Here is a 15,353-nt window from a genome sequence, read left to right on the forward strand (position 1 = left end):
AGATTTAGTTATAACTCTTTATCTACACCGCCGAAGCGTAAGGTCCCGCCGTCTGTTTGGGTAAAAAGCAAGGTGTCCCAAAACCAGCCGGACTCGATGCCAATGCCGGGCTGAATGCTCAATAGCTGGAGATTATGTTTCCTTTGGCGCTCATCGAATAACACCAATGTTTCTTGCTCGAGGGCAAACGCGTGAAAGCGGTGGTCTTTGGCAAACCACTTGGCCCAACGGTTAAGTTGATAGCTTGGCAAGTGGTTAGGCGTGGGATTGGGCATATGTCCTTATTTATTTCCATGTCCGCTAGCCGATAATTGGTAGACCAAGTGCCTTGCGTGGCAATCAGCCGGCGAAAGTAAATCTCGCCCGGCTTGGCAGGAGGATATTTACTGACGAGGAATCAGCTCAACATATAAAACCGGGGCTGGCCTGATTACTGTCCCTTATTGAAATGCTTGGGGTGATCCAATTGATATTTGGAAAAATAGGATAGCTCGGTTTCCTCTGGTGATGCAGAGGGCAGATGAGAATAGAGCTTGTTGACCACATTTCTGAACCACAGTGGTCTGTAGATTAATACAAATATCAGGATTGAGTCGGTGACCGGGACCGGGAGTATTTCCAAGCAGCCGATGGTGATTAAAACCATAAACCACTTGAGACGCCATAGCAGCGGCGGATTTCTGCGTTTAAAGTGAAATATTTTCTTCATGTTCAACCAGTTTTACCGAGGCGTTATTCAAAGGGAACGTGGCAATCATTAGGCATAAAAAAAGGACCCGGTGTAAACCAAAGTCCTTAATTTTTATGGTGCCTCAGACCGGAATCGAACCGGTACGACCTTTCGGTCGCGAGATTTTAAGTCTCGTGCGTCTACCTATTTCGCCACCGAGGCCTTCTTACTGATGAAGTGCGAAGGCCGCGAATTCTATAGTATTGATTAAATTTGTCAATTGAAAAATGGCAAATTAATCTCGGTTTATCCGTTCGCGATGGCAAACCCTAATAGGCCTTAAACCGCTTGTTTGATTCTGAGCAGGGCATTTTCCAGATTGGCCATGCTGGTGGCAATGGAGATTCTGATGTGGCCCGGGCAACCGAAAGCGGAGCCTGGCACTAGGGCCACGCCGGCTTTTTCGATTAAGAATTCGGCAAATTCCAGATCGTCGTTAATACCGTCCAGTCTGCTCAGCAGTTTTTCCACGTTGGGGAACACGTAGAAAGTGCCGTCGGTGGGCAAGCATTCAATGCCATCAATGCTGTTCAGTTCGGCGACCACGTAATCGTGACGCTTTTTAAATTCCACCATCATCGTGTCTATGCAACTTTGGTCGCCATTCAGGGCTTCTTCGGCAGCCATTTGCGATATCGATGTAGGGTTGGAGGTGCTTTGCGATTGAATGATGCACATCGCTTCGATCAAGGGCGCAGGCCCCGCTGCATAGCCGATCCGCCAGCCTGTCATGGAATAAGCTTTGGATACACCGTTTAAGACGATGGTGCGATCATAAAAGCCGGGGTGGGCGTTGAGAATGTTGACGAATTCGCCTTTGTTCCAGAGGATCAATTCGTACATGTCGTCGGTAGCGATCAATACCTCGGGAAAATCCAATAACACGTCGCCCAGCGCTTTTAATTCTTCCAGACTATAAGCGGCTCCGGTGGGGTTGGACGGACTGTTAATGACTAATAAGCGGGTTTTGGGGGTGATGGCCGCGCGTAATTGTGCCGGGGTGATTTTGAAGTTTTGCGCTTGACCGGCTTCTATAATCACCGGGACGCCATCCGCCAGCAGTACCATATCCGGGTAGGATACCCAGTATGGGGCGGGGATGATGACTTCGTCGCCTGGATTTAGTAGTGCCTGGGCCAGATTGAAAAAACTTTGTTTGCCGCCGCAGGACACCAGGATTTGGTTGGCTTGGTAATCCAGGCCATTGTCGCGTTTGAACTTGGCAATAACGGCTTTTTTTAAGCCGGCGGTACCGTCTACTGCGGTGTATTTGGTAAAACCTGAGTTAATAGCTTTAATAGCGGCGGCTTTAATATGATCCGGCGTATCAAAATCCGGTTCGCCGGCACCCAGACCGATAATATCTTTGCCGGCAGCACGCATCGCGGCGGCGCGGGCGGTAATAGCCAGGGTAGGGGAGGGTTTGACCGCTTTTACGCGGTTAGACAGGGTTATGCTCATGATGCCTCGGTCGAAATTTACTCAAATGGTTTGCATTATACGGCATAACGCTAAAAGCGCCTTATTCCTGTAGTGAACTGTTGGCTTTTAAATCGTCAATTCGAACACTTTAAGCGTCGATCTTCAGCATAAGCCGCCAGCTCGTTCAGTATCCCTTGATTTGCATTGGGTTCCTCCCGCATCAGCGCAATTTTGGCCGTAAACTGTTGCAGCGTCAGCCCGCCATTCGCTAGTACACCGTTTAGCTTGCCTCGACAATATTGCTGCCAGAGCAGGGCGTCTTCCCTGGATAGGGTATGCGGATAATTCCGGGCGCGATAACGAAACAGCATTTCCGGCAAACGGACGTCATCAAAATCGGCGGCAAAGTCCGATAGTTTCTCGGGCTTTGCTTGCCTGATCCGCGTCATCGTGGTTTTATCGCTGTTACTGAAAAATCCGCCGCTGTATATCATCAAATCAGGATCGTTAGGAGAATCTTGATATTGACGGGTAAACACTTCCGACAGTTTTCCAGCTAAAGGTGGGGCGGCTTGAATCCGCTGCAAATTTGCTCGGCATAAGCCTAAATCCAATTGCAAGCGTTCGGCATCGGCCGGCCGTACTACCGATAAAGGCGCCAACACCGGGGCTTTGTTGATATGTACGGTTTTTAACGGGATTCTGGCAATGCCTTCCGGCAGCGCGTCACTGGCAACAAACAGCCGCTGCTGAATTTCTTCCGCACTTAAATCAAGCAAGGGTGCCGGATCGACCGAAAGGTCGTAAACGATAATTTCGTTGCTATTGCTTGGATGCTGCGCTAAGGGCAGGATGACGGCCAAGCTGTTATTCCGGGCCGAAAAACGACCGGAGACATGAATTAAAGGGTTAAAGCTGCCGAGTTGTAACAGGTTTAACGCGGCGTTTTTATATCGATTGTTCAGTAAGTAGTTGAATAGTTTAGGTTGCTGCTGCTTGATTAATTTGGCTATTGCGATGGTTGCATGGACGTCCGATAACGCATCGTGCGCCGCTTCATGGGCGATGCCGTTAGCTTTGGTGAGTTCTTCCAATTTAAAACTGGCGACGCCGTCGGCATTGACCGGCCATTCGATACCTTCCGGTCTTAAAGCCTTGGCGGCCCGGACCACGTCGATAATGTCCCAGCGCGAGTTACCGTTTTGCCATTCGCGCGCATAGGGATCGTAAAAATTACGGTAGAGTAGGTTGCGGGTGACTTCGTCGTCGAAGCGGATGCTGTTGTAACCCACGCCGCAGGTGCCGGGTTCTGCGAGCTGCTGGTTAATCAAGGCGGCAAATTCCGCTTCGCAAACGCCTCTAGCGGCGGCCAATTGCGGGGTGATACCGGTAATCAGGCAAGCCTCGGGGTGTGGCAAGTAATCGTCGGCAGGCTGGCAGTACGCCATGACGGGCTGGCCGACGATATTGAAGTCACCATCGGTGCGGATGCCGGCAAATTGACAAGGCCGGTCGCGTTGCGGATCGATGCCGAAGGTTTCGTAATCGTGCCAGAAAAAAGTCGCTGTAGTCATTAAACACTCGAAGGCGGGCAGGGAGAGTCGGGAAAATTTCCGCAAACATGCTTTTGCGAATACTTGCGGACAGATTTTATTTTATAATCGCCCGCTCCATTTTATGTGTCCATCATAGGAAAGTGTTATGAAAAAAACCTCGCTACTCGTTTCAACCGTTTTATTTTTGTTCGCCGGTTTAGCCAATGCTCATGGTCCGGTCAGAGCAAAAATGACTGCCACCATCACTGTCGATGCGCCAGCGGCAAAAGTGTGGGATTTGATCAAGAACTACGACGATATGTCTTGGCACCCAGGCATTAAAAGCGTGAAAGGCGACGGTACCAATAACAAAGGCGCTATCCGCGTTTTGACTTTGGCGAACGGCACTATCACCGAAGAATTAAAAGCCTATGACGCCGCGAAATTTTCATACAAATATAAAATCACCGACATGAGTTCCACCGGCACCATCAAACACGCCGGCCAAGATGAACCGCTGCCTGTATTACCAGTCGGCAACTACGCAGCGGAGTTGTCCGTGAACGATAAAGGCGGTAAAGCCGAAATCGAATGGGTAGCAACTTACTACCGCGCTTATGTAAACAACAATCCACCAGCGGAATTGAACGAAGAAGCGGCCGACAAAGCAGTTACCAACGTTCTGAAATCCGGCCTGGAAGCAATCGCCAAAAAAGTGGGTTCAGGTTCTGCTGCGGTTGAGATCGACATTAAACGCTAGGCTGTTGTTATCCGGTTCTCGGCAGTTCGCGCCGAGAACCCTCGCTCCCCATTCCTGTCATTCTCATCATGCGCATCAGATATTGGTTTTTGGTTTTTTCACTGCTGGGTGCGTTCGCATCTGGCGTTAGCGCCGATTCGCGGGCCTTTATTACTAATCAGCTGGATAATTCGGTATCGGTAATCGATACAAAAAGTCAGCAAGTAATTGAAACGATCAAAGTAGAGGGTAAGCCTGCCGGCGTTGCGCTGAATCAAGCGAAGAAACAGGTGTATATCAGCACCCCGGAAGGTGGCGGTTTTGCGGTTTTGGATGGCGAGAAACTAACTAAATTAACCAAAGTAAAGGTCGGCGGTGCGTCGTTGGGTATCACTGCGGACAGAAAGGGCGATCAGGTATTTGTCGCCGATTGGTATGAAAATTCGGTGACGGTTTTCGATACCAAAACCTTTGCGAAGATCAAAACCATTACCGTCGGCAAATCGCCCTCCGGCATGACGGTCAGCCCGGATAATCGTTGGCTATATGTCGCCAATCGCATCGACGATTCTATTTCGCAAATCGATTTGAGCAAGCTGAGTATCCGCAATACCACCAAAGTAGGCGCGCACCCGTTTGGCATCGCGGTGGACAGTCAGGGTAAGCGTCTGTATTCCGCTAACGTCGAAAGCGACAATGTCACTGTTTTGGACGCCCGTAGCCTAAAACGTTTAGCTACCATCAAGGTTGGCGCCAGACCTTATGCAGTTTCACTAGCCTTAAACGACAGCCTTTTGTTCGTTACTAATCAGGACGATAGCACCGTATCGGTAGTTGATACCGCCACATTGAAACAGATTGAAGTCATCGCCGTGGGCGATAAGCCGGAAGGTATCAGTACACATCCGGACGATCAAAACGTCTATGTTGCTAACTGGTTTGACAACAATGTGTCCGTCATCGACGCCAAAACCCTGAAAGTGGTGAACACCATCAAAACGGGGGAGGGCAGCCGCGCTTTTGGTGAGTTCATCGCGCGTTAGACGATTCGGCATTTTGATGGCCGCGCTAGTATGGTAGACTGCGCGCCGTTGCTAACCTCATTGAGAAATATATGGCTGAAACCGTTGAAGATTTAACCATTAGTTACGAAGACGGCGGCGTTGAAACTGTCAAGGAACTAGACAAAAAAGTCCTGAGCAAGGGTGCTTGGGCCACGGTCATTTACCGTTATCAGGATTGGGAACCGGCTAAGAATCAATATAGCCAGGATAGATTTAGTATTCGCCGCTATCAAAAGCGCAACGGCGAATATCAGCAAAAATCTAAATTCAATATTTCCAGCGAAAAACAAGCGCAAGAGTTAATCGACGCGCTACAAGGTTGGTTGGCTGAAGGCCAATAAACAACCTTAGTTTAGCGAGGCGTTACGGCTTCGCTAAACTAATCCACCCATTCGTAGATCTCAGTCAGGGTCGGATCGCATTTACAGCAGCTGGTACCACAGGAGGCACCGACAGGGCTTAGTCGCACCTTGCCTTTATTGATCCACTTGCCCAGCATGCCGCGTAAGGCATCAGCATCCATATGAAAATGCAAGACAAGATCACTCAAGGTTACCCGGCGTTTTTCCTGCAAATAGCTGCGTAAGTCGGACAATATCATTGCGTGACTCCACTAGTTTGGCGCACGCCGTAAAATCGCAGCAGGAACAGTACCCCGGCAAAGATAAGCGTTAGCGCCAGTATCCAGCCGATAGCCGAATTTGGATGCTGGGCATAGGTCATGCCTTGGTAGAAGAGGGTGGAGGTCAAGTAAGCCACGAAGGTGGTCCAACACACCACGAATAAAGCCCAGCTGCCGTTGGTTTCTTTATATATTGCCGCAGTAGCTGCTACGCAGGGCGCATACAATAAAATGAACAGCAAATAGGCAAATGCGCCGACTTTGCCATCGAAATGCGCTTGCATGACGCCGAAAGTACCGAGTTTGACTTGCTGCTGTTCCGCTGCCGCAGCCTGATCGGAAATATTGGCTATGCCTAATCCCAATGGGTCCAGGAGCTTCTCGGCAATTGCCGTCAGGTTGTCCGGTATCGTTTGACAAGCGTCTAGCAAGGCTTGCTGTAAATCAAAGCTCTTCTCGTCTTCTGAATGATCGGATACGGCCATTTGACTGTATAACGCGTCCAGTGTACCCACTACCGCTTCCTTGGCCAGTACACCGGTAAAGATACCGACAGTCGCAGGCCAGTTATCGTGAGCAATACCCATGGGCTGAAATACCGGCGTCAAAGCGCGGCCGATTTCGCTTAGTACTGATTTATCGCTATTTTCCTGACCGAAACTGCCGTCGGTACCCAAAGAGTTCAATACATTCAATACCAGTACCATAGGCACAATGACTTTGCCGGCGTTGAAGATAAAGGTTTTTAAGCGCTCCCAGGTTTTGGTGTACACGCCTTGCAAGGTGGGCAAATGATAAGCGGGCAGCTCCATCAAAAAAGGGGTAGGGTTGCCGCGCAACAAGGTGTGGCGCATGATTAAACCGGTCAACACCGCCACTACAATGCCGAATAAGTACAAACCAAACACCAGATTTTGGCCACCGACAGGGAAGAAGGCTGCGGCAAACAAGGCGTAAACGGGCAGGCGGGCGCCGCAAGACATGAAGGGATTCATCAGATTGGTCAATACCCGGTCACGCTGATTATCCAACGTACGGGTTGCGATAATGGCGGGCACATTGCAGCCAAAACCGACGATCATCGGCACAAACGACTTGCCGGGCAGGCCGATGATGCACATGAATCGGTCCATTACAAATGCGGCTCTGGACATATAACCGGAGTCTTCCAGCATCGATAAAAATATGAACAAAAAGCCGACGATGGGAATAAAGGTAGACACTACTTGAATGCCGCCGCCGATACCGCTACTGATTAACACCACCAGCCAAGCAGGCCAATTCATGCCAGTTAATAATTCGCTTAAACCATCCACCAGCAAAGCGCCAATCGCTTTGTCGAAAAAGTCGACGAAAGCGCTGCCAATGTTGATGGTGAACATGAACATGGCGTACATAACCAATAAGAAAATCGGAATTCCCAAAAATCGATTTAATACTACGCTGTCGATTTTGTCGGTGGTGCTGCGGGAAATCTCGTTAAGCTTGCAGACGCTGGCTTGCACCAGTTGGTTTACCAAGCCGTAACGAGCGTCGGCGGCGAGTATATCGATTTCGTCTTGGGTTTGCGCTTCGATATCTGCACGCAATTTTTCCGCAACTTTTTGCAATTCAGGACCGGCAAGCTGTTTTGCCAAGGTATCGTTTTCAAGCAAACGTAGCGCAAGCCAGCGACTATCGCACACTAAATCTACGGATGGTTGCGAGAATTGCGGTTGCAACTGGCTGACCGCAGCTTCTATGGCCGGATCGTAATCGACTTGTAGTGCGGGAATTGGTTTGCTGATGCAGGCTTTGTTGATAACGTCGCGTAATTCCTTAATACCGAAACCCGTAGCGGCGGTAACCGGGACTACCGGGCAAGCCATTTGTTTGGCGAGCAGTTCGATGTCGATCTTGATGCCGCGTTTTTTGACCGCATCCATCATGTTCAGGACCAATATCATCGGTACCCGCATTTCTATCAACTGCGAGGTCAGGTAAAGATTTCGCTCTATATTGGAAGCATCGACAATGTTGATAATTAAATCGGCTTGGCGGGAAGCGACGTAATCGCGGGCGACTTTTTCGTCCAGGGAGATACTGTCGTCATCGGCTTCTAAAGAATAGGTGCCGGGTAGATCTACCAGACATATCTGTTTGCCTTGGTGCGTGTATTCGCCGGTTTTTTGTTCAACAGTCACGCCTGGCCAATTGCCGACGTGTTGCTTGGAGCCGGTCAATGCATTGAACAGCGTGGTTTTTCCGCAATTTGGGTTACCAACCACGCCAACAGTAAACTCCATACTCATACTTTTTCTATAAGTAAGACCGACGCCTCGTTTTTACGCAGCGACAATGAAAAACCGCGGATTTTGATTTCAACCGGATCGCCCATCGGTGCAAAACGAGTAATGGTGAATTCGGTGCCGGGTGTTAAACCCATAGCCAGCAACTTCTTACGATAGACGCCACCCGATTGATCGAACCCAACTATACGGCCTGTATCGCCAGTCGCCAGCGTTTTAAGATATGTCGACATGCAAGCTAATTAATAATTGTTCTCATTAAGCTGCAATATAGCACATCAACGCAGAGGTATGACAGTATTAGTTTTCGGTTGGCTAACGGGTAGTCAATGAATACGCATAATGTATATTATGTTAAATAATCACGATCAATATTTTAGCTTCGTTACCTCGTCAACCACACAGTATTTCTGCCTCCTTACTGAATGAGTCATTTGTGTAGTTTGATTCAAAACCGAAGTGCTGCAACGTCCCAAATGCCAGTAAGATACGCACCAGGAAATCACCTCAAGAACACTATCAACAGCTTCAACCAAGTCATGATGTATTGACGAAAAAAAGCCCGATTCAAACCGGGCCTTTTAATTTTATGGGGAACTCTTTTCCGCGCATTCTGAAGTTATCAGGTCGCAAGGGAATCTAGTGCATTGATTTCCCAAGCCGGGAACAGCCTGTATCAGTGATTAGTGGATAAATCACCGATGTCGCTAAAATCAAGCCCAAAACAAAATCACTCTTCAATCCAAATCAACTCGACCCGACGATTTTCCGATTTACCGGCTTCTGTGGCGTTATCGGCGATGGGCTGAGTTTCGCCATAGCCTTTTGCGGACAATTTATTGCCGACGCCTTTCATCTTTAGATACTCGACTACCGAATGTGCGCGGCGTTGCGAGAGCTTCATATTATAGGAGTCGCTACCTTCGCTGCTGGCGTGACCTTGCACTTGAATTTCATTTTTCTGCGGGAATGCGATCAAGTCCTTGGCGACGCCATCGAGCAGTTCCTTGGCGTTTAAACCCAATTCGGCGGAATCGTATTTAAAATGCTGACCTTTCAATATTAATCGGACCGCACATCCTTTCAGATCAACCGTCGCGCCTTTGATGGTGCCTGGGCATTTATCCAAGCAATCGTTGACGCCGTCTGCATCCGCATCGAGGGTGCTGCAATCCGGTTTGGATGCCGCCACAATCGGCGGCGGAGCCATGCGCGTATCGGATTTTGCCGCGTATTTAGGTTTGTCGCCAAACGGAATCACCACACCGAGATTGACGGTCATATCGTGAAATTCGTCGGTGCCGGCTTGGACGTGGGCGTTTAGATTATTGTTGTAGCGGTAACGCACGTCACTACGAATCAATAAATTGTCGTTCACTTCATACGTGGCGCCGACGCCGGCTTCGCCAATAAAACCAATACCGCAATTCGCGGATGCGCAGGTGTTCATACCGCCTAAACCTAATACTGCATAAGGCGAGAACTTATCCCGGAACAAATAATACTGCACATCGGCACTGCCGCCGGCCAGATCCCAAGGGCCGTTGTCGCCGCCAAAGCCTTGATAAAAGCCTTTTAACTCAACGTTAAAATGTTGATCGATGATTTTACCCACACCAACACCACCGCCCCAACCGTCGCTCGCCCGTCTGTCGCCGCCGCTATTGATAAACGTCGCGAACGGCGCGACATACCAGCGATTATCTTGAGATTGATCGGCAGCTTGTATTTGCGGTGCCATAGCCAGACCAGCTAAGGCCGCTATCGGCAGTATTTTTTTAGTAAGCATATTGATTCCTTGAACATGAAAATCGGGATTGATAATTGACGCCTATTTAATTGAATCGTTTGGCGTTGTTGTAAATAAGCTGTTAAGTAGCTTATTCGCAACAGCAATACCCTGTCGGTGCGGTAACACACATATAGCCACCAACTTTCCAGTACCTGCCTACTCGAGGTCTCCATACTTCACCCCACCTGGTGTATGTACGCTAACGTACCGACTAAGACCGGCTTTGCGCTTACATTACATTCAAGGTTTTACCACCCCTGCCCCACCCGAATCTTTAACGAAAATGCACGACTATCCGTTAGTCGCCCAAACACCGCGCTAAGGCGTCTTCGCCTAATAGAGGCCAAGAATTAGCTGCCCTAGCGTCATCTCTATTTTTTGTCCAGGAGAATTACCCATGAAAAACATCAATCGATTTATCTCCGCATTTATTGTGGCCTTAACCTTACTCGTTGCCTCAGGTTGCGCATCGACGCATAAACAAGAAGGCACCGGCGAATATGTCGATGACAGTGTCATCACTACCAAGGTGAAAGCGATGTTATTCGACGAGCCCAACCTGAGATCCGGCCAGATCAACGTGGAAACCTTCAAAGGTGTCGTGCAATTGAGCGGCTTCGTCGGCACCCAAGCCGATATTAATAAAGCAGTCGAAATTGCCCGTACCGTCAAAGGCGTAGAGTCTGTCAAAAACGATATGCGTCTTAAATAACCCAGGAAACCATTATGGAAACTATTGATAAAGCCTCCAACTTCGCGCACGAAGCGGTCGATAAGATCGCCAGTGCCTCTCACCAAGCTGCGGAAACGCTGGACCAAAAAAGCGAACAGCTAAAAACCGCCGAGCAGCGCATTGTGAAAAACTGTCAGGTCTATATCCGTGACAATCCGGTAACGGCATTGGGTATTGCGGTAGCCAGCGGTTTTCTGCTGAGCCGCCTGTTAAGCAGCCGCTAAACCGCTACCACCTATGGACCACAATGCTTCCACAAGGACCGAGGAATACACCGGAACGTCCGCCATGCATGCCCAGCCTGCCAAGGATGTGAGCATGCTGGGGGATATTCAGGCGCTGTGGGAAGAATTACAAGGTCTAAGCCATGATCGCTTCCGGCTCGCCGCGCTGGAAACGCGGCGAGCCGGGCAAAGCTTGACTACGATGCTTACCGCCGCCGTGATGCTTGGCTTGATTCTTAGCACCGCCTGGCTAGGGTTGCTGGCCGCTGGCATACAATGGCTGATCGAGCACGATCTACAGGCCAGCCATGCCATATTACTGGCAGTCGCAGGTAATCTAATGCTGGCACTAGTCTTGTTTGCTATCATCCGCGCCCGCAGCAACTATCTAAAATTCCCCGCTACCCAGCGTAGCCTTAAGGCCGTGCCTAAAGCCCCCCTCAACAAGGACCTCAGATAATGCCGGCATGGATTCAACGAAAAAAGTCTGTCGGATCTTTGAACGCGCAAATCAGATATGCGGAACGACAACTCTCGACGCGTCGTCAGATGGTCGGAAATCGCACCAAGTCATTACTGGGAAATATTTATAAACAGATGACCGCGCCGGCCACCCTGGTGCTTGCGAGCGGCATCGGCTTTATAGCAGGCGAACTCAGTCACTGCCCGCCGCCCCGCCCCGCCCCATTACCTGGCCCAGCTGAACATACCCAAGCGGCAACCAGCACCCATTTACGCACTGCGCTGAGCCTGCTGCTATCTGCTCATACGCTATACAATGCCTTACCGATAGCCTGGCTGATGAAACGCTTTCAGCAATCGCGAACTAAACCAAGCAATGCAAGGCAATACAATCGGGCGACAAGGGTTGCCACCCAACCTGAAGAAAACGGCGCAAGTATTTAGCTGTTTGCCAGCCTAACTTTTCCTACTTGCCGCAAACAGTAACGCGCTGCCCGCCACCAAGGCCACTACCCCGGCCCAAACCGGTACATTGACAGTTTGCGTGTCTTTTACCGATAGCTCGAACGGGCCGAAAGTGGCCTGCTGCGTTTCCTTGGTATAGCTGAAACCGCCGTATACCAAACCCAGTACACCGGCAATAATCAACAGCAAGGCCATGATTTTGACTGCACTCATGTGGTTCCCTCGTAAATGGTTTTGGTTAAACTCGGCATGGCCAGCCGTATGCAGATGCCACGACCAGCCATTGCAAAATCAGCCCCGGCGGCAGCGCCAAACCAGGCTACCGATAAACGCAAACGCTTGCTAAACAAGGCTTACAACGCCCGTCGGCCTTGGATTACGCGTAACACAATGGCGATAAGCGCAATCACCAATAACAGGTGAATGAATCCGCCAAGCGTGTACGCAGACACCAAGCCCAGCGCCCAAAGAATGATAAATAGTACGGCTACAGTTTCAAGCATGATTGTTCTCCCCTAACTGCCAAAATAAACTCAGGATGGTGCGCAAACGCCGCGGCTTATAGCTCGTCTTTAATGTCTTGCTTCAGATCGCCGAAACCGGACTGGGCCTTACCCAAATTTTTCTGGACATTGCCTTTTAGCTCCAACTCTTTGTCGTCCAATATCACCCCGGCAGCTTCTTTGGCTTTTCCTTTAACTTCTTCAACGCGGCCTTTCACTTGATCTTTATTCATGATGATCTCCAACAGAATTAGCCATGAGCAAAACGTCATGACCAAGCGCGGAGTTTTCTCCCGCTGCTCAAACAAAACAGTATCAATTAGGCCAAGCAAAGTCGGTGCGACAGCGTACATAGATTAGGGAAGAAATACCCACTGACTTAGAGACAATTGGTATTTACGCGTGGTCACTAGTGTCCGGTTAAGAATCGAATAGATTCAATTGTTTAGCACGGGCATTTTGATCGGATATGTATTCGATGCCCTGTAAAGCCTGTTGAATGGGGATTTTCTCGAACAAAGTGATCGATAAAATCTGTAACAAAGTGTAGAGAGAAGCATCCAGATTGAGTTGTTTTTTGATGATGGCGATCAGGACATAAACCGAGACGGCGATCCAGATTTGGGATTTGACGGCATTTTCCGAGGTGCCATAGAAACACTTGATACGAGAAGATGTTGTTTGATCCATTTGAAGAATAATTCGACCTGCCATCGGCTTTTATAGAGCGTGCAAATCGTTAGCGATGGTAAGGTAAAGTTGTTGGTTAGAAAGACCAGCGTCTTGCCGGTTTCCGGGTCTTTAAATCGAATACGGCGCAAGTGTTGTGGATAGTCTTTTTGGGTATAGAAGCCATCGAGTGCGATAGTTTGGTCGCAGATGATACCGAGGTGACGGTCGGTTGGGGTTGAATAAATGCGATGGGCATCCAGATTGGATTTGGCTCGCGTCACGAAGAACGCACCGGCCAAATGCAAGACATACAATCTTGCGAAATCGACATAGCCGCGATCCATCACATAAATAGCTCCCGGTTCGGGTATCAGCAAGTCGAGCGCCTTGACGTCATGCATTTTGCCGTCCGAGATATGGATAAAGCTTGGAATACTGCCGCGCAAATCCAGCAAGGTATGCAATTTGACCGCCGCCTTGGTGGTGCGAAACTGGGCCCAGGGAAACACGGACAGACACAGATCAATCGTGGTCGAATCCAGTGCATAAACGGTATTGCTCAAGTCTAACCCTAAGTCCTCGCTGGCGTAGAGTTTCCGCGCTTGCGCGATCAAACGCTGAGCAAATTCGGCATAGATGCGCCAATCACGGTTGGCATTGGCGTCGGCCAGTGTCGAGCGAGAAACCGTGGTGCGGATGCCCATGTGATAAAGCTTATTGGATTGAGCTGACAAACAGGTTTCGATGTCACGCAGACTTTCCCGATAGGTCAGTTGCGCGAAAGCCAGAATCCGAAACTGCTCGGCGCAACTGAGTGTTCGGATTCGGTAATCGCCATCGTAACGGGTCACAATGCGATGAAAGGTTTTCCATGGCAAAACGTCCATGATTTGGGCGAACAAAGTTTTGCCAATGTACATCGCGCTCTCCACCGGTTAAAAAACCAGCAGACTGCATGAAGATTGGTTTTCCATTCAAGTCGGAGACAGCTTTTAGTCCTTTGAAACCCTTGCTCCACAAGGCCTACCGAATTTTAGGGACTCTTTTAACCGGACACTAGTGACGCGTGGTATTTACGCGCCAGGTTAATACGCCTGTTTTTAATGTTCGATAACGTACCGACACCGGCAGCGTATTTGCTTAAACTCAGTTCATAGGTTTATCAAACCGGAACCATGTGCCGATAGGACCCAGATACTTACCGAGACCGACAGCTACTCCATTCAAGTCGCAACCCGAAGCACAGTAATCGTCACCGCTCCACCGCCGTTCCGTTCCAGCCGCAGCCATTGTGTTGACCTTATCGCCAGCACGATCCCAATCAAACATTAGCACCACAATTTTTTAACTACCGAGCCATTAGCGGCAGGTAGCTACCCCCTTGGCGGTCTATTGGATAGCCAAGGAATAGAGACTGTTCGGGCGCAAACCGCTCCGAAACAAACGGTCGAATTAACTCTGTCAAAGCCGGCATTGCCTGGCAAAGGCCGGTTGCGGGGTAAGAGCCATTGGATGGCTATTTGTTAACTTAAACCTATTGAGAAATACCCATGAAAAAGATCCCCTATTTAAAGACCTCGCTTGCCGTTTGTCTGTTGGCCGTCTCCAGCGCTAGTTCCGCTAGCGTTTGGGCGCCAAATGACGGCGACGTCAATTTTCTATCGTTTAGCGCTTCATCGTTTCCGTTCCCTTCGCTGTCCGATACGTTCGGTATTTTCGAAGACACAGCGGTTATTGGTGCGGCTGAACCTGTTGTTGCCTTTACCGGTGTCGGCGCGGTGTCGTTTGTCGCTAACGGTGGCAATTACACTATCGGCACAAGTACCTCATCCGGCACCTTGTTGGGTTCCAGTAACTTCCAGGTTGGTATGCTGTCGGACGGGGTTTGGAGTGCGGCATTCGGCAATACTGATTTAGGCTCGGACGCTAACCTATTGGCATTCGCGGATGCGTCGGATTTTAACAATCTGCACTTTTTGTACGCGTTTGACGTTAGCCCGTCGCAAGCTACTGATGACGGACCAGCCGCAGTACCGCTACCGGCTTCGATATGGATGATGACCAGCGCTTTGCTGGGTGTCTTATATGCCGGACGCCGTAAA

At 49.6% G+C, this 15,353-nt stretch carries 18 protein-coding genes, 1 tRNA gene and 1 pseudogene; 8 read left to right on the top strand and 12 right to left on the bottom strand.

From position 1 onward, the window contains the following. Positions 1-8 precede the first annotated feature (8 nt). The 4 genes from A1332_RS23705 to sbcB form a co-directional block, all read right to left on the bottom strand. The gene (locus A1332_RS23705) at positions 9-275 is read right to left on the bottom strand and encodes a hypothetical protein (RefSeq protein ID WP_064010858.1); all 267 of its coding nucleotides are present in this window, start codon (positions 273-275) and stop codon (positions 9-11) included. A gap of 530 nt (positions 276-805) precedes the next feature. Next, positions 806-892: transfer RNA gene (locus A1332_RS23710), tRNA-Leu, on the bottom strand. A 117-nt stretch (positions 893-1,009) separates the two neighbouring features. Further along, entirely contained in the window at positions 1,010-2,191 is a 1,182-nt protein-coding gene (locus tag A1332_RS23715; RefSeq protein WP_064010859.1) for a pyridoxal phosphate-dependent aminotransferase, read from the bottom strand. A gap of 95 nt (positions 2,192-2,286) precedes the next feature. Next, positions 2,287-3,726 carry an exodeoxyribonuclease I gene (gene sbcB, locus A1332_RS23720; protein WP_064010860.1) on the bottom strand — a complete coding sequence of 480 codons (1,440 nt, stop codon included), beginning with the start codon at positions 3,724-3,726 and terminating at the stop codon, positions 2,287-2,289. A 127-nt stretch (positions 3,727-3,853) separates the two neighbouring features. Between sbcB and A1332_RS23725 the strand changes: the two genes are divergently transcribed. From A1332_RS23725 to A1332_RS23735, 3 genes are all read left to right on the top strand, one after another. Further along, positions 3,854-4,447, top strand: coding sequence for an SRPBCC family protein (locus A1332_RS23725; RefSeq protein WP_064010861.1), 594 nt, complete (start codon positions 3,854-3,856; stop codon positions 4,445-4,447). A 68-nt stretch (positions 4,448-4,515) separates the two neighbouring features. After that, positions 4,516-5,469 (top strand): cytochrome D1 domain-containing protein, encoded by a 954-nt coding sequence (locus A1332_RS23730; protein ID WP_064010862.1) that lies wholly within the window; start codon positions 4,516-4,518, stop codon positions 5,467-5,469. 71 nt (positions 5,470-5,540) lie between these two features. Further along, positions 5,541-5,831 (top strand): hypothetical protein, encoded by a 291-nt coding sequence (locus A1332_RS23735; protein ID WP_036272448.1) that lies wholly within the window; start codon positions 5,541-5,543, stop codon positions 5,829-5,831. Between the two features lie 38 nt (positions 5,832-5,869). On the opposite strand, the gene A1332_RS23740 is transcribed toward A1332_RS23735, so the two are convergent. The 4 genes from A1332_RS23740 to A1332_RS23755 form a co-directional block, all read right to left on the bottom strand. Further along, the gene (locus A1332_RS23740; protein WP_064010863.1) at positions 5,870-6,091 is read right to left on the bottom strand and encodes a FeoC-like transcriptional regulator; all 222 of its coding nucleotides are present in this window, start codon (positions 6,089-6,091) and stop codon (positions 5,870-5,872) included. Further along, positions 6,088-8,403: a Fe(2+) transporter permease subunit FeoB gene (gene feoB, locus A1332_RS23745; RefSeq protein ID WP_064010864.1), complete on the bottom strand. Its 2,316-nt coding sequence runs from the start codon at positions 8,401-8,403 to the stop codon at positions 6,088-6,090. The genes A1332_RS23740 and feoB overlap by 4 nt, the downstream gene beginning before the upstream one ends. Beyond that, a complete protein-coding gene (locus A1332_RS23750; protein WP_020481201.1) occupies positions 8,400-8,633 on the bottom strand; it encodes a FeoA family protein in 234 nt (77 codons plus the stop codon). The genes feoB and A1332_RS23750 overlap by 4 nt, the downstream gene beginning before the upstream one ends. Positions 8,634-9,130: 497 nt before the next feature. Next, positions 9,131-10,189: an OmpA family protein gene (locus A1332_RS23755; RefSeq protein ID WP_064010865.1), complete on the bottom strand. Its 1,059-nt coding sequence runs from the start codon at positions 10,187-10,189 to the stop codon at positions 9,131-9,133. Between the two features lie 400 nt (positions 10,190-10,589). Here A1332_RS23755 and A1332_RS23760 point away from each other — a divergent pair, with 400 nt between their 5' ends. From A1332_RS23760 to A1332_RS23775, 4 genes are all read left to right on the top strand, one after another. Next, positions 10,590-10,904 (top strand): BON domain-containing protein, encoded by a 315-nt coding sequence (locus tag A1332_RS23760; protein WP_064010866.1) that lies wholly within the window; start codon positions 10,590-10,592, stop codon positions 10,902-10,904. A 14-nt stretch (positions 10,905-10,918) separates the two neighbouring features. After that, positions 10,919-11,149 (top strand): DUF883 family protein, encoded by a 231-nt coding sequence (locus tag A1332_RS23765; RefSeq protein ID WP_064010867.1) that lies wholly within the window; start codon positions 10,919-10,921, stop codon positions 11,147-11,149. Positions 11,150-11,213: 64 nt separating this feature from the next. Then, entirely contained in the window at positions 11,214-11,609 is a 396-nt protein-coding gene (locus tag A1332_RS23770; protein WP_231890406.1) for a phage holin family protein, read from the top strand. A gap of 89 nt (positions 11,610-11,698) precedes the next feature. Beyond that, positions 11,699-12,055 carry a hypothetical protein gene (locus tag A1332_RS23775; protein WP_064010869.1) on the top strand — a complete coding sequence of 119 codons (357 nt, stop codon included), beginning with the start codon at positions 11,699-11,701 and terminating at the stop codon, positions 12,053-12,055. 12 nt (positions 12,056-12,067) lie between these two features. Here the strand turns inward: A1332_RS23775 and A1332_RS23780 are convergent, their stop codons facing one another. The 4 genes and pseudogenes from A1332_RS23780 to A1332_RS23790 form a co-directional block, all read right to left on the bottom strand. After that, complete coding sequence (locus A1332_RS23780; protein WP_064010870.1) at positions 12,068-12,289, bottom strand: hypothetical protein; 222 nt, start codon at positions 12,287-12,289, stop codon at positions 12,068-12,070. Positions 12,290-12,429: 140 nt separating this feature from the next. Continuing rightward, on the bottom strand, positions 12,430-12,579 hold the full coding sequence (locus A1332_RS25510) for a lmo0937 family membrane protein (RefSeq protein ID WP_132325349.1): 150 nt from the start codon (positions 12,577-12,579) through the stop codon (positions 12,430-12,432). 56 nt (positions 12,580-12,635) lie between these two features. Further along, positions 12,636-12,812 (bottom strand): CsbD family protein, encoded by a 177-nt coding sequence (locus A1332_RS23785; RefSeq protein ID WP_064010872.1) that lies wholly within the window; start codon positions 12,810-12,812, stop codon positions 12,636-12,638. Positions 12,813-12,999: 187 nt separating this feature from the next. Beyond that, positions 13,000-14,171, bottom strand: a pseudogene (locus tag A1332_RS23790) (IS4 family transposase). Positions 14,172-14,801: 630 nt separating this feature from the next. Between A1332_RS23790 and A1332_RS23800 the strand changes: the two are divergent. Further along, positions 14,802-15,353, top strand: a 552-nt coding sequence (locus A1332_RS23800; protein ID WP_082879859.1) for a hypothetical protein, incomplete at its 3' end; no start/stop codon positions are given.

Source organism: Methylomonas methanica, from assembly GCF_001644035.1.
GTDB lineage: Bacteria > Pseudomonadota > Gammaproteobacteria > Methylococcales > Methylomonadaceae > Methylomonas > Methylomonas methanica_A.

Bases quoted from the DNA above. Each gene is read 5' to 3' on its own strand.
- feoB (WP_064010864.1), bottom strand. From the start codon at position 8,403: ATGAGTATGGAGTTTACTGTTGGCGTGGTTGGTAACCCAAATTGCGGA.
- A1332_RS23740 (WP_064010863.1), bottom strand. From the start codon at position 6,091: ATGATATTGTCCGACTTACGCAGCTATTTGCAGGAAAAACGCCGGGTA.
- A1332_RS23735 (WP_036272448.1), top strand. From the start codon at position 5,541: ATGGCTGAAACCGTTGAAGATTTAACCATTAGTTACGAAGACGGCGGC.
- A1332_RS23765 (WP_064010867.1), top strand. From the start codon at position 10,919: ATGGAAACTATTGATAAAGCCTCCAACTTCGCGCACGAAGCGGTCGAT.
- A1332_RS23770 (WP_231890406.1), top strand. From the start codon at position 11,214: ATGCATGCCCAGCCTGCCAAGGATGTGAGCATGCTGGGGGATATTCAG.
- A1332_RS23750 (WP_020481201.1), bottom strand. From the start codon at position 8,633: ATGTCGACATATCTTAAAACGCTGGCGACTGGCGATACAGGCCGTATA.
- A1332_RS23725 (WP_064010861.1), top strand. From the start codon at position 3,854: ATGAAAAAAACCTCGCTACTCGTTTCAACCGTTTTATTTTTGTTCGCC.
- sbcB (WP_064010860.1), bottom strand. From the start codon at position 3,726: ATGACTACAGCGACTTTTTTCTGGCACGATTACGAAACCTTCGGCATC.
- A1332_RS23785 (WP_064010872.1), bottom strand. From the start codon at position 12,812: ATGAATAAAGATCAAGTGAAAGGCCGCGTTGAAGAAGTTAAAGGAAAA.
- A1332_RS23715 (WP_064010859.1), bottom strand. From the start codon at position 2,191: ATGAGCATAACCCTGTCTAACCGCGTAAAAGCGGTCAAACCCTCCCCT.
- A1332_RS23760 (WP_064010866.1), top strand. From the start codon at position 10,590: ATGAAAAACATCAATCGATTTATCTCCGCATTTATTGTGGCCTTAACC.
- A1332_RS23775 (WP_064010869.1), top strand. From the start codon at position 11,699: ATGGTCGGAAATCGCACCAAGTCATTACTGGGAAATATTTATAAACAG.
- A1332_RS25510 (WP_132325349.1), bottom strand. From the start codon at position 12,579: ATGCTTGAAACTGTAGCCGTACTATTTATCATTCTTTGGGCGCTGGGC.
- A1332_RS23730 (WP_064010862.1), top strand. From the start codon at position 4,516: ATGCGCATCAGATATTGGTTTTTGGTTTTTTCACTGCTGGGTGCGTTC.
- A1332_RS23705 (WP_064010858.1), bottom strand. From the start codon at position 275: ATGCCCAATCCCACGCCTAACCACTTGCCAAGCTATCAACTTAACCGT.
- A1332_RS23780 (WP_064010870.1), bottom strand. From the start codon at position 12,289: ATGAGTGCAGTCAAAATCATGGCCTTGCTGTTGATTATTGCCGGTGTA.
- A1332_RS23755 (WP_064010865.1), bottom strand. From the start codon at position 10,189: ATGCTTACTAAAAAAATACTGCCGATAGCGGCCTTAGCTGGTCTGGCT.